The sequence below is a fragment of the Gordonia polyisoprenivorans NBRC 16320 = JCM 10675 genome (assembly GCF_000241325.1).
In the GTDB taxonomy this organism is placed as follows: domain Bacteria; phylum Actinomycetota; class Actinomycetes; order Mycobacteriales; family Mycobacteriaceae; genus Gordonia; species Gordonia polyisoprenivorans.
Genome location: NZ_BAEI01000075.1, coordinates 113365 through 133408, shown reverse-complemented (window position 1 = coordinate 133408; position 20044 = coordinate 113365). Strand labels below are relative to the sequence as shown.

Sequence of the window (20044 nt, the reverse complement as noted above, 5' to 3'; positions counted from 1 at the left end):
TCGGCGAGGTGAATGCGTCCCAACCCCGCCGGGACACCCGGCCGCACGTGGTCATCATCGGTGCCGGTTTCGCCGGTATGCACGCGGCGCGCAGCCTCCGGCGCGCGAACGCGAAGGTGACGGTCATCGATCGCGGTACGAGTCACCTGTTCCAGCCGTTGCTCTATCAGTGCGCGACGGGACTGCTGTCGGAGGGCTCGATCAGCAGCCCGATCCGGCACCTGCTGCGCAGGCAACGCAACGCCGACGTCTACTGCGCCGAGGCGACCGACATCGATCCCGCGGCGCGCACGGTCACCGTCACCCGGCTCGACTCGTCGGTCGAGCAGGTCGGATACGACTACCTCGTCGTCGCGGTCGGCATGCGCACCGCCTACCACGGCAACGAACATCTGATGGAGCACACCATCGGGATGAAGACCCTCGACGACGCACTTGCCATCCGCCGCAAGGTGATGGGCGCATTCGAGGTCGCCGAGACCCTGCCCGATCCCGAACAGCGCAAGCCGTGGCTGACCTTCGCCATCGCCGGCGGCGGGCCCACGGGTGTCGAATTGGCAGGCCAGATCCGGGAATTGGCGCACAACGCGCTGGAGCGCGAGTTCCGCAGCATCGACCCGGACGAGGCGCGGGTGATGCTGTTCCAGGGGGCCGACCGACTGTTGCCGTCGTTCAGTCCGTCGCTGTCGACGAGCGCGTTGCGCACCCTTGAACGCCTGGGCGTGGAAACACATTTCGGGGTGCACGTCACCGACGTCGGTGCCGACACCGTCGAGATCACCGAGAAGAAGTCCGGGGAGGTGCGCACCTTCGGTGCCCGCACCACGCTGTGGACGACCGGCGTTGAGGCGGTGCCGTTCGTGAAGGCGCTCGCCGACGCGATCGGGGTGAAACAGGACCACGGCGGCACCATCCCGGTCGGGGACGACCTGTCGGTTCCGGGCCATCCGGACATCTTCGTCGTCGGTGACATCAGCTCCTATAAGGAGTTGCCCGGCGTCGCGGAGGTGGCGATGCAGGGTGGCAGGCACGCCGGAGAGGTGATTGCCGGGCTCCTCGCCGGAGGCTCCGAGCGACCTGCGTTTCGGTACCGGGACTTCGGTAGCGCCGCCTACATCTCCCGGAAGAACGCGATTCTGGAGACCGGTCCGCTGCGCCTGTCGGGTCGGGTGGGCTGGCTGGCGTGGGGTGCGATCCACATCGCCTTTCTCGCCGGTGTCCGCAACCGCACCGGAACCCTGGTGACCTGGGCGGCGACGCTGCTCACCGACACCCGTCGCGAACGCGCCATCACCTACGGCGATCCGAAGACTGCGCGCAAGTCGTTCTGAGCGGGCCCGCCGAGTCGTAAGGTGAGTACCGGACGATGTAGGCGGGCATGAACGGAGATCGGGCATGAACGGCCGAACACTGGCGACCTCGGCACTCGGCGGATTCCGGCGGGCCCGCGTGGCCTGGCTGAAGGTACGCGGCAAGACTCCCGATGACGTCGCCGAGGCGCGGGTGGCCACCGGCAAGGCGTGGGAGGAGTTCTGCGACACGCTGAAATCGGCGGGCGCATCGATCATGTACCCGGGGACGCCGACCGATCCGCTGACCCAGGCCGAGGGTTATCGCTATCTGTCGCGGCTCACCCGCGCCGGACTCGAAGCGTTCGTCGAATACGCAGACCCGCGAGCGCCCGTGCTGCGCAGGATGATCCACGAGACCGCCAAGATGGGCTCGGACAACCCCGACAACTACTACCAGAATGCGACGATCGACGGGACGCTCACCTACCGCATCAGCGGAACGCGCGGCACCGTCGACTATCTCGGCTTCGGGACGCAGGAGGGCAATTACGGTCAGGGCGGGCAGATGCCGACGACCGGATACGTCGAGGCCTCGGACCTGCAGATCGCCGACGACGGCACCTTCGAGTTGATCGTCAGTGCGACCCGCCCCTGGCCTGAGGGGCAGGACGGCAATTGGTTGCCGATGACCGCTGATACCGGGCTGCTGATCGTGCGTCAGACCTTCGCCGATCGCACCACCGAGGTGCCCGCCGATCTGCACATCGAGCTCTACGATCCGGCTGTCGGTGCCGGCAACGACCAGGCGCCACCGCCGCCCGAGCCGCTCACCGCCGCACAGCTCGATGCCGGGCTCGGAAAGGCGAGTCTGCTTGTGGCCGGCGCGTCGATGCTGTTCGCCAAGTGGGCGCATGACTTCGGCGAGCACACCAACGAACTCCCCATGTTCGATCCGGAGAAATCGACGAAGGCCGGTGGAGACCCGAATATCATCTACTACCACAGCTATTGGCGCCTGCGACCCGATGAGGCGCTGGTGATCGACGCGGAGATCCCCGAGTGCGAGGCGTGGAACTTCCAACTCGACAATCACTGGCTCGAGTCGCTGGATTACCGGCATTCGACGATCCATGTCAACAAGCACACCGCCAAGTATCGGCCCGACGGGAGCGTGCGAATCGTCGTCGCGCACACCGACCCTGGTGTGCCGAACTGGCTGCACACCACCGGACATGACTGTGGCGGAATGACTTTCCGTTGGATTCGGGCCCAAGATCATCCGCAACCACGGACCCGGGTGGTGCCGGTCGCTCAGGTTCGCGAACTCTGACGCCCGGGTCTCTCGATGTCTGACGGATTCGTGCCGTTTCGGCGACGTGGTATCCGAGCGCTCAATCATGTTGGTGCCGAGCTGGTTCGACGTGGTCTCGGTCCGGATCTGTCGGCCGACGCCCTGCGGCGGCGTGCCGAGAAGTCGGCGAGGCGGGCATGGGAAGCCGACGCGCTGACCGACGAAGCTCTCGATGTGTTGACCCGTTCGATTGTCGACGAGGCGAACCTCAGCTATTTCGGGGCGCTGGTGATTCGCGCACGCCTGCACGGACTGCTCACGACGCGCTTACGCGTGGCCGCACTGCTGGAGGCCGAGCCCGAGGTACTCGACGAGCCGATCACGCCGCCGATCGTGATCGCCGGCCTGCAGCGCAGCGGAACCACCATGTTGCACCGGCTGATCGGCGCTGATCCGCGGGTGCGCGCGGTGCAATCGTGGGAGGTGGTGCACCTGCTGCCGAGCCGATGGGAGCGGGCAGGTGAACGGCCACGTGTGCGAATTGCGCAGACCAAGCTCGCCGAACTCGCCCTGCGATACCTGAACCCGCAGTTCTTCGCCATCCACGCCGTCGAGGCCGACGGTCCGGAGGAAGATGTTCTGCTGCAGGAGTATTCACTGTTATCCCAGGTGCCGGAGGCGATGCTGAACGTACCTGCGTATGCCGAGTGGTTGGCGCGCCAGGACGTCCGCCCGTCGTACGAGTATCTGAAGGTGCTTTTGCAGGTACTTGCGCGGCAGGACCGACGACCGCACTGGGTGCTCAAGACCCCCGCGCATCTCGAACACCTCGACACGCTGCTCGACGTGTTTCCCGACGCGGTCATCGTCAACACCCACCGCGACCCGGTGCGCACCACAGCCTCGTTCTCGAGCATGCTCGCTCACGGCCATTCGATGTTCTCCGACACCGTCGATGCCGCCGCCGTCGCGCGACATTGGTTGCGCCGCAACGTCGACATGACCGAACGGGCGCTCGTCGTACGCCAACACCATCCGGACCGATTCGTCGACGTGCGGTACGACGACCTCATTGCCGACCCGATGGCGCAGATCGACCGGATCTACGCTGCCGCAGGCCTGGAACTCGACGGCCCGACCCGTGCCGCCATGTATCGGCACCGACAGTCCCATCGGCAGAATGCCCATGGCGTGCACCGGTATTCGCTCGAAGAGTTCGGTCTCACCGAGGACGAGGTGGCCGCTGCGTACGCCCACTATCGCGAGGTGATGGGGATCTGAGAGATCCGGGTCGTCGGAACCCCCGATGGTCGAGGTGCCTTTTCTTGGTGGTCGAGGTGCGACGAGCGCTAGCGAGGAGCCTCGAGACCCGGTGAGTCACAGCTGGTTCCATCCCACAGCGAAACCCCGTCACCGTGGGTAGGTAACGATCACCTGCCCCGTCCACTTGCTCCGCCACTCCACCCTCCGATCGGCGTAGAGCGTCGGCACCCACTCCCCAAGATGCTTCCGCTGATGATCAGCCCGACACAGCGGGATCAGGTCGCCGAGCACCGTCCAGCCTCCGGCCTCGGGGTCGGTGTGGTTGAAGGGTCGCCAATGATCGAGGTCGCACAGGTGTGACGGCATCCCGCAGTACGGGTATCGGCACCAGGCATCGTTGGCCAGCACCTCAGCGCGCAGGGCGGCGCTGGGTGCATAGGTCAATGCCCCAGGTGGCGGCACGGTGTGACCACCGTGCCCGGTCGGATCCGCCGGCGGTGCCTGTGCGCGGTCGGAGATCTGCGGGATGAGTGGTCCAGCCGTGCGTACGGATTCGGGGTAATGGATGGTCTTCGCGACCTCGGCCAAAGTAGCGGCGTAATCGCGGTCGATGGGCCCGTATCCCTGCAACCGCGGTACGAGAATCCCGTCCGGGTCCTTCAACACGGTCAGTACGGGTGCGCCGGGTACGACCAGGGCCCGTCCGAACGACACCGGAACCTCTTCCGGCGTCGGTGGATTCATCGGGTCGGGGATCTCGGGTTCGGCGACCGGCTCGACCAACTCAACCAACTCGACTGCGGGAGCGTCGGCGTCGGCAGGTTCGGGTAGCAGGTCGTCCCACGCTGCCGCATCCTCGGCGTCAGAGGGTGTTTCGGCCGACCCGTTGCTGTCGGTGCCGCTACCTCGTTTCGGGCAATCATCTTGGCCGCATTCGCAGTCGAGCCGGGCTCCTGGCACGCCGGTGATCTCCCCGAGTGCGATCACCCGCAGCGATCCCACGCGGCGGGGGTCCTTGCGGCAGGTCCGTTCGTCAATGAGGGCGTTGATCTGCGTCGTGAGAAACACCCCGTAATGGGCGGGAACAACCGCATCCAGAGAGGAGTGCCCCGCAACATCGGGGGTGATGGTCACGTGTCCCACCAGGTCGGCGATGTCTTCGCGTTCCTCGGTGACACTGTCGGGGTTCATCGAAATCAGTGCGGCGTCGAGTTGTTGCGACAGCACTGGGTCGGTGGTGGCGCGGGACCCGTAGTCCAGGACGATCTCTTCGAACGACATCTCGGACTCGTCACCGGCGTCGTTGCTGTCGGTGTCGGTGTCGGTGTCGGTGTCCACGCCACGTTGGGCGGCGCGCGCCATGATCGAGGCCCGGTTGGTGGAGAGTTCCCCGTTCAGGTAGGCGGCGCGGATGAGCGGGAACTTCTCCAACAGATCCGCCAGCGCTATCCAGCTGCCGGCCTTACTGCGGGAGATCTTGAACTGCAGAGACACTTCGGCGCGTGCGAGTTTGTCGGCGTGCTCGATCACCGAGCCCCACACCTCGACCTCGGACTGGCCCGCCAAACGCTCGCGGTACACCCGATCCGCCAGCGCGGCGGCAGCAAGCACCGTCCGGGCTTCGTATTTGCGGGACTCGCGTAGCAGGTCCGGGCCGGTCTCGGTGAGCTCGTCGCGCGACATGGCTGTGATCGCGGCGGCGTCGGCATCCGGATCGGTGAACGTCAGCACACTCGACATCTGAATAACCTCCCCTCCCGCGATCGGACTTATGGGCACAAGTGTACGAAGGGGTACCGACAAAACCGGCCCGGCAGCGGTCGGTCCGACAAAATCTGTGGGCAACTTTTCTACTCATCGACCGGGCGTCGAATTACGTCGACCGGGCGCTTCATTGCGTCGAGTGGGTAGTGGATGTGGTTGCGATACTTGTCATCTCACCAGGGTCTCGAGGCTCGCCGCATGCGGCTCGCACCTCGACCATCGGGGGAGGGGCGAGCGCCACGTGCTGGAACCGCCCGACCATCGGAGGAAGGGTTCTCGACCAACGGGGTGAAAGGGTTCGTGCATCGAAGAAAGGTGCAAGCATAGTGCGCTGGACTACAACCAGTCTCGCCGCTTGAACGTGGTGTACAGGGCGATCACGGTGACCACGATCAACACCGAGCTGACCACGAAGCCGGTGGTGGTCTGGAAGAACGGGAACGAGACGTTCTGCCCGTAGAAGCCGGTGATGGCGGTGGGCACGGCGATGATCGCGGCCCACCCCGTCAGCTTCTTCATCACGGTGTTCAGGCGCGCGTCGGCCAATGACAGGTTGGTCTCGAACACCGTGGTGACCATGTCGCGCAACGATTCTGTCCACTCCGCCGCACGCAGCGCGTGGTCGTAGAGGTCGGAGAAGTGGGGGTCGAGTTCCGGTGGCGCCTCGTTCTCGTAGCGGTGACGCTGGATGGCCGCGATGACCTCGCGCATGGGCACCACGACTCGACGCAGAAGCACGAGATCCTTACGGAGATCGTAGGTTCGGCGCTGCAGTGTTCGAGCGGCGACGGACTCGTCGAAGAGCAGGGCCTCGAGATCCTCGATGTCGTTGTCGAGGCGCTGGACCGCGTCGAAGTGACCGTCGACGACCACGTCGAGCAGACCGTGCAGCAACGCGCCGATGCCGTACTGTTCGCCGCCGATCTCCTCCCACCGCTGGGTCACCACGGAGATGTCGAATCCCGGTGTCATCCGCACCGTGATCAACGCGTTTTGCTTCACGAATATCGAAATGCGATGCAGAACAAAGGACTTGGCGCGTTGCGCGTACGGGGAGTGCTGATCCGGACGCGCTGCGTCGCGGGCCGTCGGGTTCTCGTCGCCCGCCGACGGGTTCGCGTCGTCACCGGTCGGGGCGGCGGTGATCGCGTAGACGGTCATGAATGTGTAGTCGCGGTAATTCACGGTCTTGACGCGCTCGGCGGCGGCGATCGTGTCCTCGATCGCAAAGCTGTTGAGGTCGAGTTCTTGTGCCAGCGCTGTCAGATCGTCGTGAGATGGGCAGTCGAGATCGGCCCAGATGAGCGTGTCGGCGCAGTCGAGATGATCGGAGATGCCGTCGATCGAGAAGCCGTCGACCTTCTGGCCCTTCTTCCAGATCTGGCCGCGAATGCGCGTTCCGCGATCCGGATCCGGTGTGCCCGCCATGGCATCATCGTGCCACCACCTGCGCGGTGGGCGGCGCAGCGGCTGGCAGGATCGGCGCATGGCCTCGCGCGTTCCCTCACTCACCGGCGTGCGCACGATCGCCGCGCTGTCGGTGTGTCTGACCCACGCCGCGTTCTGGACCGGGCACTACACCGATGACTACGTCGGCCGACTGTTCGCGCGCTTCGAGATCGGGGTCGCGATCTTCTTCGTGCTCTCGGGGTACCTGTTGTTCACGCCATGGGTGCGGGCGGCGCGCGAGAACACCCGCGACACGCAACTGCCAGGCGTCGGACGCTACTTCTGGCACCGGGCACGACGCATCCTGCCCGCGTACTGGATCACCGTGATCGGCGTCTATTTGCTGTATGCCATCGCCCCACCCGGCGGCGAGGCGTCACCGACCGGCACCGGTTGGTCGGGATTCCTGCGCAACATGACGCTGACGCAGGCGTACGGGTTCGGGCACCTGCACTCCGGGCTGACGCAGATGTGGAGCCTGGCAGCCGAAGTCGTGTTCTACCTGGTCCTGCCGCTGATCGGCTGGGTCGTCGTCGTCGGTGTGATGCGTGTGGCGGGCAGGCGCGGCGGGTGGCGACCGGATCTACTCATCGCGGCGCTGGTGCCGTTGTTGCTGGTCAGCCCCGTGTGGTCGGTGATCGTCGCGGGCAGTGCAGGGGTGAATCCGACAGCACGTTTGTGGGCGCCGGCATTCTTCGGCTGGTTCGTCGGCGGCATGTTGCTCGCGGCCTGCGCACCGCTGATCCGCCGGTGGAACACCACCGCGTGGGTGGGCATCGCGATCGCCGCGTTTCTGGTGTCCGGGGGCTCGATCGCGGGGGAGCCGACGATCACCCCGACCACTGCGTCGGCGACGATCGTCAAGCACGTGTTGTATCTGGTGATCGCCGTCGGTCTCGTCGGCCCGCTCACCGGGGCCGATCAGCGGTCCTGGTGGGCGCGGGTGTGTGCCAGCCGACCGATGGTGTTCCTCGGTGAGGTCTCCTACGAGCTGTTCTGCGTGCACGTCGTTGTTCTCGAGGTGGTCATGGCCGCGCTCGGCTACCACGTGTTCAGCGGAAACGTGCTGATCGCGTTCGGTCTCACCGCGGTCATCAGCGTCGTGCTTGCGTGGGCGCTGCACCGTGTGACCTCGCCGCTGTGGCGTGCGCGGACACCCGGGACCGTCGGTTCCCGCAGGTAGCATGGGTGAGCAAGACGGCGCAGAAGCAGCATGGCCGACAAGCAGGGTGACGAGGCGGGTACATGATCGACGACGGCGGAATGCGGGGGGCGGCACGGATCAGCGGCCCGAGCAGCGGGGAGATCCGGCAGTGGTGTGACCGGTCGGCGATGCCCGGTGAACGGCCGGAACTGTCCGATGTGGCCGCGATCCTGGTCGCGTCCGGCTATCTGACTCCGACGGGCCGGGCGATCGTCATTCGCCGCGTGTCCACAGGTCTGCCGTTGCCGATCGTGCCGGGTGGCTTCGGCGAGATGCGGCGTCTGCAGCGGGCCATCGTCCAGCTCGAGGCGCAGCAGTCGGGTCCGATGGTGCCCGGTGTGATCGCCGCGGTGATGCGTAACCGTCTCAACGGGCTGGTCCGGCGCCGCGAGGACGCGCACAAGGCTTTCGTCACCGGTAAGGGTGTCTTCGCCGGCAGTACCCGTGCCATCCGCCGCGAACGTCGCGAGAATGTGTATCTCGAACTCGACGAGCGCGAACGGCTCTTCGCCGGGCTGCTGTGTACGCCGACCCCCAACGTGGGCACGATGCGCGCGGTGCGCCGGGCGGGCACCGTCGCGGTCGAGCGCATCGCCGGCGTCGTCGGGCAGGTTGCGGCGCGGTCCGGGAATCGTCAGGTCGAGCAGTGGGCCGAGCAGGTCACCGCGGCGACCGATCGCGACGCCCAGGCGCCCGCGGTGCCCGGGTCGGCGAACTTCGTCGACGGATACGAGGCGCTGCTGTTCATCGCCGGCCACTATTACGACCGGATCATGACCAATCCTGCTTGGCGCTCAGACCATTTCGCGGTGCAGCGGACGCAGGTGAACCTGCACTCCGAACTCGCCGAGATCGCCGCCGACGTCATCGCCTTGCGTGCGGTGCGCGTCGACCTGGACCGGGCCAAGCGCAATGGTGGCTTCGACCAGGCCTTCGCCGAGCAGATCGACCGCCGCGAGACCACGCTGCGGCCGGTGTGGTCCGAGCTGATCGATCGGGTACAGGCGTTGTCCGACGTTGCGCACGTCGTCGAGTCCGCGGCAACGGAATTGCGGATTCTGGCCGAATACAACAAGGCCGCGACGATCGACGACCGGATCGATGCCCTGGTCGCCCGGTCCGGTGATCGCGAGATCTCGATGGACAATGCCAAGCGACTCTCCGAACAGGTCCGCAGTGGTGAGGAACAGCTACGAATTTATCGGGATGTGTTGCAGGGAAACATCTCTCGTCTCTCGCCGGCGGTTCCGCGGGAACTCCCCGCACGGTACGAACCGTCCTGACCACCAAGTCGCTCGACCGCGGTCAGCGTGACCAGGCGCGCAAGTAACCCTTCTCGGTATCGGTGAGGCGACGCAAACTGTGCGCCTCGACGTCGACGACAGCCATCTGAGTGCTCGCAACACATGCCGGTTTACTCACCGGATCGGCATGCGCACCCCGGATCTCGTAGCCGATCGTGAAGTCGACGGACCGAAAACCCTTGATCCACATGCCGATGCGCAACGGCGAGTCCTCGTGGCGGAGCTGACTCTGATATCGGATCTCGACGTGCACGATCATCGCGCTCTTGATCAGCGGGGTGTACTCCTCGCCGGCGGAGAGCAGCCACGCAATCCGGGCTTCCTCCATGAGCGTGACCATCCGGGCATGGTTGATGTGACCAAAAGCATCCATGTCCGACCAACGCACCCCGACCTCCGCGGTGAACGCGAATTCGTGTGCGCCCAAACCGCTCTCACCTGCGATGTTTGCTGAGTTGCGGCCGGTGTTTGCGGTACTCACTGACCCACGCTCCTGAATGCCGGCTGTGAAAACACGTTCGGGTCTTCACGCTTTTGTTACCCGCTAGTAGTCTTCCATCCGCGCGGCGTCCCCGATAATGGGGGGCGGTGTACCTGCGAAGTGCGGTACCGCAATGCGTTCGTGGGCTACCGCCGTCGGCGGGTGGGATGAGGTTATTGATGATGGGCACAAGGCGAGTGGCCGCAATGGTGGCGACCATACTCGGCGTCGGCGTCCTGGGTGCGGGTTTGCTCGGTCCAGCAGTGGCGGACGCGGCGCCACGCGTCGAGGCGCGCATCGTCACCACCAAGCCGATGAGCGAATTGCGCACCGACGTCTGGGTGGATTCTCCGTCGATGAAACAGCGCATCAAGGTCAGCGTGCTGACCCCGGCGTACTCCAGTGGTCCGCGCCCGACCGTCTACATGCTCGACGGCGCCGGTGCCGACGGCGACGTCAGCGACTGGATCACCAAGGGCCACGCCGGCGCGTTCTTCGCGAACAAGAACGTCAACGTCGTCCTCCCGGTCGGCGGAGCGGGCACGTTCTACACCGACTGGCAGCACGCCGACCCCAAGCTGGGTAAGCCGATGTGGGAGACCTTCCTCACCAAAGAACTTCCCCCGCTGATCAATTCGCGGTTCAACGGCAACGGCCGCAACGCGGTGATCGGGTTGTCGATGGGCGGACAGGCGTCGTTCGCGCTGGCCATCCGTCATCCCGAGCTGTATTCGGGTCTCGCGTCGCTCAGTGGGTGCCCGCCGGTGTCCGGGGCGGCCAACGAGGCCTACGTGCGCACCACCGTCGGTCGCGACGGCGGCGACGCCACCAACATGTGGGGCCCGTTCGGGTCCGTCGGCTGGCAGGCGCACGACCCGAGCCTGCATCTGAACGCGTTGCGCGGCAAGGACATCTTCATCTCCGCCGGCTCCGGCGCCATCGGCCCACTGGACATCACGCGTCGCATCGAGCCCGACGAGGGTCCGCCCGCAGCGGTCACCGCGTCGTCCTCGGCGTTGGAGGCCGGCGCCTACCGATGCTCACTGGAGTTCGCGTGGGACCTGCGCACCCACAACGTGCCCTACACCGACGGCTTCCGCCTGATCGGCACGCACACCTGGGCCTACTGGGAGCAGGACCTGCCCGCCGCCTGGGGAACGGTCTCGCGGCACCTGTACTGAGCCGCCTGCCGTAGCGGTGCCGCCGCAGACCTCAGTCGGCGCGGATCCACCGCTCGGCGAAGGACAGGAAGCTGTCGTTCTCGTCGAGATGGGTGACGGTGACCCGCACGCCGTCGTCGGCGAAGGGCCGCACCACGACCCCGGCATCGATTGCCGCGCGCGCGAACTCCGACGACCTCTCGGCGAGGTCGAGCCACACGAAATTCGCCTGCGAGTCGGGTACCCGGTAACCGGCGGCGCGGAGCCGCTCGGTGACCCGCCGACGCTCGGCGACCACCGCGTCGGTGCGCTCGAGTAGCTCGTCGCCGGCCTCCAGGCAGGCCAGAGCTGCGGCCTGCGCGACGCTGTTGACCGAGAACGGCACATGCGCCTTACCCAGGGCGGTGATGATCTCCGGATCGCCGATCGCGTACCCGACGCGCAGGCCGGCGAGCCCGTACGCCTTGGAGAACGTGCGCAACGCGACCAGGTTCGGGAACTCGCGGCGCAACTCGAGAGCGTCGTAGGCGTGGTCGTCGTCGAGGCGGGTGTACTCGAGGTACGCCTCGTCGAGGGCGACGACGATGTCCGACGGCACCGACTGCAGGAAGGCGCGTAGATCGTCGGCGGTGACCACGGTCCCGGTCGGGTTGTTGGGGTTGCAGACGAAGATCAGGCGGGTGCGGTCGGTGATCGCGTCGGCCATCGCCGCAAGATCGTGCACGTCGTCGCCGGTGAGAGGCACCTGAACGGGCGTCGCCCCGACGAGCCGCGTCGCGAGGGGATAGGTCTCGAAGGAGCGCCAGCCGAAGACGACCTCGTCGCCGGGGCGGCAGGTGATCAGGATCAGGTTCTGGCAGAGGATCACCGATCCGCAACCGACCTGGATTTCCTCAGGGCTGACGCCGAGGTTCTTCGCCAACGCGTCGGTCAACTCGACCATCCCGTTGTCGGGGTATCGGTTCACACCGGACGCGGCATGTGAAATCGCTTGCAGAACCGAGGGGAGCGGACCGAAGGTGACCTCGTTGCTGGCAAGTTTCACCGCGTCCGGGAACGTCTTGCCGGGAACGTAGACGGGCAGGTCGGCGAGGTCGGGACGGATGCGAAAGGTCACCGTCCAACTGTAGGTCCACGGTCGTGGCGGACGATGCCCGGACCCGGCGATCCGGCTCTGACCGCGCGGTTTGCTTCTGCCGCCGGGCGGTGTGTAATCTTTCGCTTCGGCAGTTCGAAAGGACTCCGCTAGGAGGCGTGCCAGAGCGGCCGAATGGGACTCACTGCTAATGAGTTGTCTCGCTAAAACGGGACCGGAGGTTCAAATCCTCTCGCCTCCGCCGACCGCAGTCGCGCCGACCGCGGTGACAACTGAACAGCACGACAGCTGAACAGCACGACAACTGAATAACCACGCGCCCGTAGCTCAACGGATAGAGCATCTGACTACGGATCAGAAGGTTTGGGGTTCGAATCCCTACGGGCGCACTCTCAATACCCCGCCACCAGCGACAACGGTGGCGGGGTATTTGTTTTCCGCATCACCGTCGGATGTCGGCCTGGTCACCGTTTCGCCGCCTTTGGCCGCCTTTGGGTGGAAACGGTCGTGAATGGTGTGCACTGAAGTTGCTCAAGTTCTGCCAGTGACGTGTGTGCTCACCCAACGACCTCGAGAGGCTGTCATGATTCCTGCTCCGTTCACCAAATACGCGGCCGAATTGTTCGGCACATTCTGGCTTGTCCTCGGAGGTTGCGGAACCGCGGTCTTCGCTGCCAAGCAAGTCGCCGAGGGAGACGACAAGGGGACGCTCATCCAGGTGGGCGTCGGCTATCTGGGCGTCGCGCTGGCGTTCGGACTGACCGTGGTCACCATGGCCTACGCGCTCGCCCACATCTCCGGGGCGCACTTCAATCCGGCGATCTCGCTCGGCGCTGCGGTGAGCGGGCGACTCGAATGGAAGGATCTTCCGGGCTACTGGATCGCCCAGGTCGCCGGTGGTCTGCTCGCCGGTCTCGCGATCTATGGGATAGCGCAGGGCAAACCCGGCTGGACGGCCACCGGCAACATGGCCGCCAACGGATACGGCGACCACAGTCCGGGCCACTACACCCTCGCCGCGGTCCTGATCGCCGAGATCCTACTGACCGCGTTCTTCCTCATCGTCGTCCTCGGCGCGACCGACGGCCGGGCCCCGAAGGGATTCGGGCCGTTGGCAATCGGCTTCACCCTCACACTCATCCACCTGGTATCCATCCCGATCTCCAACACCTCGGTGAACCCGGCACGCTCGACGGCGGTGGCGTTCTTCAACGGCGACGGCGCGCCCGGCCAGCTGTGGGCGTTCTGGGTCGCCCCACTCATCGGCGGTATCGTCGGCGGCCTGATCTATCCACTGCTGTTCGAGGACGGCAAGTTCAAGTACGGTTCGTCGGCGCGCGAGGAGACACCGGTCGCCTGACCGCGTCGGCGGCGGCGAACGCAGGCACTTGACGGAACTCCGCAACCGGCGAAATCGGACAGCCGCTGCGAGAATCACTGCCCATGGAACTGTTGATCCTGGTGCTCGTGGGCGCCGTCATCATCACCGCGATCGCCGACCGGCGTGGCATGCAACCCGCGTTGATCATCGTGGTGGTGGCGCTGGCGGTCTCGTTCGTCCCGGGCATGCCGCACGTGGAACTCGAATCCGAGATCCTGCTGACCGTCGTGCTGCCACCGCTGCTGTATTCAGCGGCGCTGGGCTTCTCGGTGCCGAGCTTCGTGCGCAACATCAAGCCGATCCTCGGGCTCGGGGTGGCGATGGTCGTCATCACCGCCTTCGCCGTCGGGTGGATCGCGTCGTTGCTGATCCCCGAGTTCACCTTCGCGTTGGCGTTGCTGCTCGGGGCGATCGTCGCACCGCCCGACGCGGTCACCGCCGTGGCGATCGGACGCAAGCTCGGACTGCCGAAGCGGCTGATGGCCATTCTCACCGGTGAGAGTCTGGTCAACGACGCCGCGGCGCTGTCGCTGTTCGCCATCGCGATCTCCCAGATCGCCTCCACCCATGCGTTCATCGACAATCCGTTGGCGCTGTTCGGCTACAACGCAATTCTCGGTCCCATCGTCGGCGCCGTCCTCGGCTACCTCACCCTCTGGATTCGACGCCACCTGCGCAACCCCGCACTGGAAACGGTGCAGGGCTTCGTGGTTCCGTTCGCGGCGTTCCTGGCCGCCGAACACCTGCATGCCTCCGGGGTGCTCGCGGTGGTGATCGCCGGCTTCGTGGTCGGGTCGGGGTCGGTGCACGCCGGCTATCAGACGCGGCTGCAGGAACGCTATGTGTGGAATTCGGTCGACGTGCTGCTCGAGGCATTTGTGTTCGCCTACATCGGGTTACAGATGAGGTTCATCATCGAGGACCTCCGCGAGGCGCGAGAATCGTTGCTGCAGATCACCATTGCCTCACTCCTCGTGTTGGCCGTGGTGCTCCTGATCCGGCCGGTCTGCGTGTTCGCGATGTTCGGTCGCGGAGTCGTCAGCCGCCACCTCGACGCCACGGTCGCCGTGGAGATCCCGCCCACCCCGCGTCGCGGTGCCGCCGGACGCCGCGACCCCGACCAGGCACCGGAGTGGCGGCGGCGCCTGCGCGAACGCATCGACAACCGGCCACTGACCTGGCAGGAGTCGACGGTGGTCGCCTGGACGGGTATGCGTGGCGTGGTCACCCTGGCGGCCGCCTCCGGCATCCCGCTGACCGTCGCCGACGGCAGCGAGTTCCCCGAACGTTCGGCCATCCAGGCGATCGCGTTCGTCGTGGCCGTCGGGACCATCCTCATCCAGGGCCCGACCCTTCCCTGGCTGATCAACCGGTTACACCTGCGCAACGAGGATGAAGAACGCTACGACCACGAACAGACCGCCCGCGCCGAGGCCATCGTGCACGGGGCGGCCGACGAGGTCATCGCGGGCTTCGTCAACAACCCACCGGCCGACCTCGACGAGGTGACCGTCGACTTCATCAAGGAGACCGTCGCACGACAGTCCCGGGATGCCGAGGAGATGCCCGACCCCGACGCGCACACCGCCCGCACCGACGCCTTTGCCGCGCTGTACCGCAACGTGCTCTCGGCACAACGTGACGCTCTCGTCGCCGGCCGAGAGAACGGCCACCTCGAGGACGAGGCGGTCCGCGCCATGCTCGAACGCCTGGACCTGCAGGAAGCCGGACTCACGGCCCGACTGGAAAGCCGCCTCTGAGACGCCGTCAGTAAGGTCGAGGGTGCACGTGTTGGATACGGGTGCGCCGGCTCGGCGACCCGGAAGTGATCGGGAGTGGCGACATGGGACAGCCCACCGGGCAACGGCCCGACGGCGCCGACGATTACCGCACCCCGCTGCTGCCGGGCAACTACCCGCCGCTCGGCTACTCCGACCGTGGACTCCCGCGCTACACCGCGGCCGACCTCGCCGCAGGCGGGACACCGCAGTCCGCCCCCCGCCATGACGTCGCGCCGGTTCCGTTGTCGGACGGCCCGGACGGGGTCGAGATGGGGATGGCCGGCACCGATGCCGAGCCGCCGCACCATCCACGCCGCTCCGGGGAGGAACGCGGGGTCGGCGCCACCGTGGTCATCTTCGCCGTCGTCGGCCTGGTGATCGTGGGACTCGTCGTCTTCGGGGTCCGATCGCTGCACCAACAACAGAACCCGACCATCACGCTGCCGACCGCCGACCCCACCGACACCTATTCACTACCGGTGTTGCCCACCCGGCCCGGCGTGCCCTCGCAGCCCGGCGGCGACCAGCCCGGCGGTGGCTCCGGTGGTGCGACGCCGGGCGCACAGGTCACCTACACCGTCACCATCAACGGCGTCGGGACCATCCTCTACGTCGACGACGTCGGCGTCCGGACCGACTTCACCCCGCCAGCGAACTGGACGGTCACCTTCGCCGCAAGCCGCAATCCGCTGCGCCTGTTGGTCGTCGCCGGCGACGGATCCTCGGCGCACTGCACCATCACCGTCGCCGGCCGGCCGGTCGCCGACGACAGCGTCGAGGCCTCCTCGACACGGCGAACGGCCACCTGCATCGCCTGACCCACGGGTCAGTTCGGGGTCCTCGGCGTGTGTCGGCGGCCCGAGGTCGCTACCGTATGTGTGTGAGTTCCCCGCAAGCAGCCCCGCAGGCGTCGGCGAGCGACGCCACCGAGTTCAAGACCATGATCACCTGGCGCGGTGTCGACACTGACCGCCTCGAACAGGTCCGCCTCAACGTCCAAGGCGCTCGGGTCAAGGCGTACGGCCGCATCATCGCCGCGGCGACCGCCGACCACGACGCGTTCTCCGCGTCATATGAGCTGGTCACCAACGATGCCGGCGTCACCAAGCGGCTGTCGATCCACCTCGTGCAGGCCGGCGGTGAGACGCAGCTCGGAATGGCTCGCGACGAGGAGAACACCTGGCTCGTGCAGACCGGGGGCGAGACCGTCCGCAAGGACTTCGGTGGCGCGGAGGACGTCGACCTCGCTCTGTCGCCGATGTTCAACGCCCTGCCCATCCGCCGACTGCACCTCGCCGCGGCCGACGCATCCGGCACCGTCGAGGTCCCCGTCGTCTACGTCTACCTGCCGACGGCGGTCGTCGAACCGGCCACCCTGCGCTACACGCCCGGCTCCGACGGGATCGGCGTGTCCTCGCCGGTCGCCACCTCGACATTGACCGTCGACGACAACGGCTTCGTCATCGACTACCAGGGACTGGCCAGCCGCGTCTGACCGGGCGATCAGCCCAGCCATACACTCCCGCGGTGCGCCTGGCGGCGCATCTCCGCTTGCCAGCCCGCGAAGCCAGGCTCGACGTCGGTGATCGCCACCCGCGGCGCATTCGCCATCGCCTCGTAGGCGTGCCGGGCGCGGTAGCCGGCGTCGATCAGTACCTCGGTGGTGCCGTGATCGCGGAGTTCGTCGCGTGCCGCGGTCAGCCGATCGATCACCTCGCTGAGCGCATTGAGCACCGCGATCCCGTTCGCTTCGATCATCGCCCGCTGCAACTGCGGAGCGGTCCCGGCAACACGTGTGCCGTCTCGGAAACTGCCCGCAGCCAGCCGGATCGCCAACTCGCTCTCCGCGGCACCGACCGCCGCCGTCGCCGCGGCCGTCAGATGCGGCACATGCGAGATCGCAGCCACCGCGCGGTCGTGCGCGTCGTTCGCGGCGGGCACCACCGCGGCACCCAGCGCGCGCGCCAGCCCGGCGACGACCAGCCAGTCCTCGGCGTCGGTGGAATCCTCGGTGGTCACCATCCACATCGCGTCGGTGAACAGGTCGGGATCGGTGGCCTCCCACCCCGAGTGACTCGAGCCGGCCATCGGATGCCCGCCGACATACCGGGCGTCGGGGAACAACCGCCGAAAGATTTCGGCGACAGGCGTTTTCACGCTGATGACGTCGGTGATCAGGCAGCCCGCCGCATGGTCGGCGATCGCCGACACGATCGGTTCGATCGTGGTGACCGGGGTCGCGAGCACGATCACCGCGTCGGTGTCGGCGGCACGGCGCAGCGTCGCCACGAGATCGGTGGACGCGTCGTGGCCGTCGGCGCGGACCTGCTCGACGGTCGCCGACGAGCGGTTGTAGCCGAAGGTGGAGGCGCCCGACGCATCGAGCGCCCGCATCATCGACCCGCCGATGAGGCCGAGACCGAGAATGCAGACCGGGGTGGAGCGGATGTCTGTCACCATCCCAGATTTCCACATCGCCGTGGTGCGGGTAGGACTTGGGGAGTACGCCCCCGACGGGCTACCGTGACCTGCATGGCAGGTGCCGGCGCGGGAGTATCGGGTTCCAACAGCAACGACGTCGTCGACGGCGTGGAGGGTTTCGCGGTCGCGGTGGTGCGCGAGGATGCCGCCTGGAAGGTCACCGCCCTCAAACCGGACGCGCTCACCGATCTCGATGCCGCCGAACGGCAACTGCGTGACCTGCGGTCAGCGGGCGCGGTGTTCGGATTGCTCGACGTCGACGAGGAATTCTTCATCGTCATCCGCCCGGCACCCGGAGGTGCGCGGATGCTGCTCTCCGACGCCACCGCGGGCATCGACTACGACGTGGCCGCCGATGTGCTCGACGCACTGAACGTCGACGTCCCCGACATCGACCCCGATGAACTCGACGACGTCGACCCGTGGGAAGAGGGCGATCTCGGCATCCTGTCCGACCTCGGCCTGCCCGACGCCGTCATGGGCGTCATCGTCGGCGACACCGACCTCTATGCCGACGAGCAGATCGGGATGATCGCCGCGCGGCTCGGGTTCGCCGACGAACTGTCCCGCGTGCTCGACTCACTCGGGCATTGAGCTCCGCGACTCCCGCCGGCGCCGCGCAGATGCGGGTGTGGGAGTCGATGATGAATGCCGCCCTCGACGCGGCGGCTCTCTCCGGTGACGACGACGTACCGATCGGTGCCGTCGTCTTCGATCCCGCAGGCGTCGAACTCGCCCGCGCAGCCAACCGTCGAGAGGCCGACTCGGACCCGACCGCGCACGCCGAGATCCTCGCGTTGCGCGCGGCGGCCGCTGCCTTCGGGGACGGATGGCGACTGCCCGGATGCACCATCGCCGTCACCGTCGAACCCTGCACGATGTGCGCCGGAGCCATCGGCCTTGCCCGCCTCGACACCCTGATCTTCGGTGCGTGGGAACCGAAAACCGGTGCGGTGAGCTCACTCTGGGATGTGGTTCGTGATCCGCGGCTGACCCATCGACCACAGGTACGCGGCGGCATCCTCGAGCAACGGTGCCGAATGCTGATGGTCGACTTCTTCACCACCCGCCGCGACCTGTGACTCTGTGGCAGATTTGACGGTGCACGACATCGGACGAATCCGTATTCCACCCCGAACCGCAGGAGGACGGCATGGCCGACGCAAGCGACAAGGTCAACGAGGTCATCGGTACGGCCAAGGAGAAGCTCGGTGAACTCGCCGACAACCCCAAGGTCGCCGAGGCCCTCGGCACGGCGAAAGAGAAGATCGGCGAGCTCGCGGAGAACCCGAAGGTCAACGAAGCCCTCGACACCGCAAAGGAAAAGCTCGGTGAGCTCGCCGGAAACGAGAAGGTGCAGGGCGCGCTGGGCACCGCCAAGGAGAAATTCGACGAGCTGAGGGGCAAGTTGGGTAACTGACGCCACCGGTTGCCGGTCGGTACGGTGGAGGGCGGGGCAACCCCCCTCCCATGCGGCCCGTCGAGACCAGGCGTGGACGCATCATCCGATCGCCTCGACGTGCGCGCCGCGCGCGCACCCGGCAGAGGAGGCTCACCATGGCACTATCCGACGACGCCAAGAACAAGGCCGAAGAGCTCAAGGGACGCGGGAAGGAAGCCGCAGGCAGCCTGACCGACGACCAGGACCTCAAGAACGAGGGCAAGGGCGACCAGGCCGTCGCCCAGGGCAAGCAGAAGATCGCCGACGCGGCCGACGCCGTCAAGGGCAAGGTCGACGACATCAAGGACAAGCTCAGCGGCAACTGATACCCGCCGTTTGCCCGTCTGACCAGCCGATTTAAGGCCGGACACGGGCCTGCGGTACAGTCTTCGGCGGTGGCGTGTCCGAGCGGCCGAAGGTGCAGCACTCGAAATGCTGTGTGCGGTAACCCCGTACCGAGGGTTCAAATCCCTCCGCCACCGCCGGCAATGGCCCCCTATCCTCGCAGGTAGGGGGCCATTGTGCTGTCCGGGGAGGCTTGTGCCGTATTTGTGGGTCACAGGTGACCTGAAAGTACGGCACGCCGCGCATGGAGGCCGTATCTGCCGTCGATCGTTCGTGTGAATCCCATGGACCTGGGCGGATGACGGGACGAT

At 66.6% G+C, this 20044-nt stretch carries 19 protein-coding genes and 3 tRNA genes; 17 read left to right on the top strand and 5 right to left on the bottom strand.

Annotation, left to right across the window (positions count from 1 at the left end; translation table 11 throughout):
- Nucleotides 1-8: 8 nt before the first annotated feature.
- The 3 genes from GOPIP_RS20585 (at nucleotide 9) to GOPIP_RS20575 (ending at nucleotide 3864) form a co-directional block, all read left to right on the top strand.
- Nucleotides 9-1331, top strand: coding sequence for an NAD(P)/FAD-dependent oxidoreductase (locus GOPIP_RS20585; protein ID WP_006371719.1), 1323 nt, complete (start codon nucleotides 9-11; stop codon nucleotides 1329-1331).
- Between the two features lie 64 nt (nucleotides 1332-1395).
- A complete protein-coding gene (locus tag GOPIP_RS20580; RefSeq protein ID WP_006371718.1) occupies nucleotides 1396-2622 on the top strand; it encodes a DUF1214 domain-containing protein in 1227 nt (408 codons plus the stop codon).
- Nucleotides 2623-2637: 15 nt separating this feature from the next.
- Nucleotides 2638-3864, top strand: a complete 1227-nt coding sequence (locus GOPIP_RS20575) for a sulfotransferase family protein (RefSeq protein ID WP_006371717.1) — start codon at nucleotides 2638-2640, stop codon at nucleotides 3862-3864.
- Between the two features lie 129 nt (nucleotides 3865-3993).
- On the opposite strand, the gene GOPIP_RS20570 is transcribed toward GOPIP_RS20575, so the two are convergent.
- Both GOPIP_RS20570 and GOPIP_RS20565 read right to left on the bottom strand, forming a co-directional pair.
- Complete coding sequence (locus GOPIP_RS20570) at nucleotides 3994-5586, bottom strand: HNH endonuclease signature motif containing protein (protein WP_006371716.1); 1593 nt, start codon at nucleotides 5584-5586, stop codon at nucleotides 3994-3996.
- Nucleotides 5587-5946: 360 nt separating this feature from the next.
- Complete coding sequence (locus tag GOPIP_RS20565) at nucleotides 5947-7038, bottom strand: magnesium transporter CorA family protein (RefSeq protein ID WP_006371715.1); 1092 nt, start codon at nucleotides 7036-7038, stop codon at nucleotides 5947-5949.
- Nucleotides 7039-7096: 58 nt separating this feature from the next.
- Here GOPIP_RS20565 and GOPIP_RS20560 point away from each other — a divergent pair, with 58 nt between their 5' ends.
- Nucleotides 7097-8242: an acyltransferase family protein gene (locus tag GOPIP_RS20560; RefSeq protein WP_006371714.1), complete on the top strand. Its 1146-nt coding sequence runs from the start codon at nucleotides 7097-7099 to the stop codon at nucleotides 8240-8242.
- A gap of 62 nt (nucleotides 8243-8304) precedes the next feature.
- Nucleotides 8305-9546, top strand: a complete 1242-nt coding sequence (locus GOPIP_RS20555) for a hypothetical protein (RefSeq protein WP_006371713.1) — start codon at nucleotides 8305-8307, stop codon at nucleotides 9544-9546.
- A gap of 22 nt (nucleotides 9547-9568) precedes the next feature.
- On the opposite strand, the gene GOPIP_RS20550 is transcribed toward GOPIP_RS20555, so the two are convergent.
- Nucleotides 9569-10048 carry an acyl-CoA thioesterase gene (locus GOPIP_RS20550; protein ID WP_006371712.1) on the bottom strand — a complete coding sequence of 160 codons (480 nt, stop codon included), beginning with the start codon at nucleotides 10046-10048 and terminating at the stop codon, nucleotides 9569-9571.
- A 182-nt stretch (nucleotides 10049-10230) separates the two neighbouring features.
- Here GOPIP_RS20550 and GOPIP_RS20545 point away from each other — a divergent pair, with 182 nt between their 5' ends.
- Nucleotides 10231-11229, top strand: coding sequence for an alpha/beta hydrolase (locus GOPIP_RS20545; protein ID WP_026920477.1), 999 nt, complete (start codon nucleotides 10231-10233; stop codon nucleotides 11227-11229).
- A gap of 31 nt (nucleotides 11230-11260) precedes the next feature.
- On the opposite strand, the gene hisC is transcribed toward GOPIP_RS20545, so the two are convergent.
- Entirely contained in the window at nucleotides 11261-12325 is a 1065-nt protein-coding gene (hisC, locus tag GOPIP_RS20540) for a histidinol-phosphate transaminase (protein WP_006371710.1), read from the bottom strand.
- 131 nt (nucleotides 12326-12456) lie between these two features.
- Between hisC and GOPIP_RS20535 the strand changes: the two genes are divergently transcribed.
- The 6 genes from GOPIP_RS20535 (at nucleotide 12457) to GOPIP_RS20510 (ending at nucleotide 16961) form a co-directional block, all read left to right on the top strand.
- Nucleotides 12457-12545 (top strand) — tRNA-Ser (locus tag GOPIP_RS20535).
- A gap of 75 nt (nucleotides 12546-12620) precedes the next feature.
- A tRNA-Arg gene (locus GOPIP_RS20530) sits at nucleotides 12621-12693 on the top strand.
- Between the two features lie 194 nt (nucleotides 12694-12887).
- Nucleotides 12888-13664, top strand: coding sequence for an aquaporin Z (gene aqpZ / locus GOPIP_RS20525; protein ID WP_006371708.1), 777 nt, complete (start codon nucleotides 12888-12890; stop codon nucleotides 13662-13664).
- Nucleotides 13665-13747: 83 nt separating this feature from the next.
- Complete coding sequence (locus tag GOPIP_RS20520) at nucleotides 13748-15445, top strand: cation:proton antiporter (protein ID WP_006371707.1); 1698 nt, start codon at nucleotides 13748-13750, stop codon at nucleotides 15443-15445.
- An 83-nt stretch (nucleotides 15446-15528) separates the two neighbouring features.
- Nucleotides 15529-16284 carry a hypothetical protein gene (locus GOPIP_RS20515; protein ID WP_210739388.1) on the top strand — a complete coding sequence of 252 codons (756 nt, stop codon included), beginning with the start codon at nucleotides 15529-15531 and terminating at the stop codon, nucleotides 16282-16284.
- 56 nt (nucleotides 16285-16340) lie between these two features.
- Entirely contained in the window at nucleotides 16341-16961 is a 621-nt protein-coding gene (locus tag GOPIP_RS20510) for a putative glycolipid-binding domain-containing protein (RefSeq protein ID WP_006371705.1), read from the top strand.
- A gap of 8 nt (nucleotides 16962-16969) precedes the next feature.
- On the opposite strand, the gene GOPIP_RS20505 is transcribed toward GOPIP_RS20510, so the two are convergent.
- Nucleotides 16970-17926, bottom strand: a complete 957-nt coding sequence (locus tag GOPIP_RS20505) for a prephenate dehydrogenase (protein WP_006371704.1) — start codon at nucleotides 17924-17926, stop codon at nucleotides 16970-16972.
- A 72-nt stretch (nucleotides 17927-17998) separates the two neighbouring features.
- Between GOPIP_RS20505 and GOPIP_RS20500 the strand changes: the two genes are divergently transcribed.
- The 5 genes from GOPIP_RS20500 (at nucleotide 17999) to GOPIP_RS20480 (ending at nucleotide 19870) form a co-directional block, all read left to right on the top strand.
- Complete coding sequence (locus tag GOPIP_RS20500; RefSeq protein ID WP_006371703.1) at nucleotides 17999-18541, top strand: tRNA adenosine deaminase-associated protein; 543 nt, start codon at nucleotides 17999-18001, stop codon at nucleotides 18539-18541.
- A gap of 29 nt (nucleotides 18542-18570) precedes the next feature.
- A complete protein-coding gene (locus GOPIP_RS20495; protein ID WP_035728543.1) occupies nucleotides 18571-19029 on the top strand; it encodes a nucleoside deaminase in 459 nt (152 codons plus the stop codon).
- 71 nt (nucleotides 19030-19100) lie between these two features.
- Nucleotides 19101-19367: a hypothetical protein gene (locus GOPIP_RS20490; protein ID WP_006371701.1), complete on the top strand. Its 267-nt coding sequence runs from the start codon at nucleotides 19101-19103 to the stop codon at nucleotides 19365-19367.
- Nucleotides 19368-19504: 137 nt separating this feature from the next.
- Entirely contained in the window at nucleotides 19505-19714 is a 210-nt protein-coding gene (locus tag GOPIP_RS20485; RefSeq protein ID WP_006371700.1) for a CsbD family protein, read from the top strand.
- 68 nt (nucleotides 19715-19782) lie between these two features.
- Nucleotides 19783-19870, top strand: a tRNA-Ser gene (locus tag GOPIP_RS20480).
- The last annotated feature ends 174 nt before the right edge of the window (nucleotides 19871-20044 follow it).

Excerpts from the sequence above, each read along its gene's own strand:
- GOPIP_RS20580 (WP_006371718.1), top strand. The coding sequence starts at position 1,396 with ATGAACGGCCGAACACTGGCGACCTCGGCACTCGGCGGATTCCGGCGG.
- GOPIP_RS20575 (WP_006371717.1), top strand. The coding sequence starts at position 2,638 with ATGTCTGACGGATTCGTGCCGTTTCGGCGACGTGGTATCCGAGCGCTC.
- GOPIP_RS20570 (WP_006371716.1), bottom strand. The coding sequence starts at position 5,586 with ATGTCGAGTGTGCTGACGTTCACCGATCCGGATGCCGACGCCGCCGCG.
- GOPIP_RS20565 (WP_006371715.1), bottom strand. The coding sequence starts at position 7,038 with ATGGCGGGCACACCGGATCCGGATCGCGGAACGCGCATTCGCGGCCAG.
- GOPIP_RS20560 (WP_006371714.1), top strand. The coding sequence starts at position 7,097 with ATGGCCTCGCGCGTTCCCTCACTCACCGGCGTGCGCACGATCGCCGCG.
- GOPIP_RS20555 (WP_006371713.1), top strand. The coding sequence starts at position 8,305 with ATGATCGACGACGGCGGAATGCGGGGGGCGGCACGGATCAGCGGCCCG.
- GOPIP_RS20545 (WP_026920477.1), top strand. The coding sequence starts at position 10,231 with ATGGGCACAAGGCGAGTGGCCGCAATGGTGGCGACCATACTCGGCGTC.
- aqpZ (WP_006371708.1), top strand. The coding sequence starts at position 12,888 with ATGATTCCTGCTCCGTTCACCAAATACGCGGCCGAATTGTTCGGCACA.
- GOPIP_RS20520 (WP_006371707.1), top strand. The coding sequence starts at position 13,748 with ATGGAACTGTTGATCCTGGTGCTCGTGGGCGCCGTCATCATCACCGCG.
- GOPIP_RS20515 (WP_210739388.1), top strand. The coding sequence starts at position 15,529 with ATGGGACAGCCCACCGGGCAACGGCCCGACGGCGCCGACGATTACCGC.
- GOPIP_RS20510 (WP_006371705.1), top strand. The coding sequence starts at position 16,341 with ATGTGTGTGAGTTCCCCGCAAGCAGCCCCGCAGGCGTCGGCGAGCGAC.
- GOPIP_RS20505 (WP_006371704.1), bottom strand. The coding sequence starts at position 17,926 with ATGGTGACAGACATCCGCTCCACCCCGGTCTGCATTCTCGGTCTCGGC.
- GOPIP_RS20500 (WP_006371703.1), top strand. The coding sequence starts at position 17,999 with ATGGCAGGTGCCGGCGCGGGAGTATCGGGTTCCAACAGCAACGACGTC.
- GOPIP_RS20495 (WP_035728543.1), top strand. The coding sequence starts at position 18,571 with ATGCGGGTGTGGGAGTCGATGATGAATGCCGCCCTCGACGCGGCGGCT.
- GOPIP_RS20490 (WP_006371701.1), top strand. The coding sequence starts at position 19,101 with ATGGCCGACGCAAGCGACAAGGTCAACGAGGTCATCGGTACGGCCAAG.
- GOPIP_RS20485 (WP_006371700.1), top strand. The coding sequence starts at position 19,505 with ATGGCACTATCCGACGACGCCAAGAACAAGGCCGAAGAGCTCAAGGGA.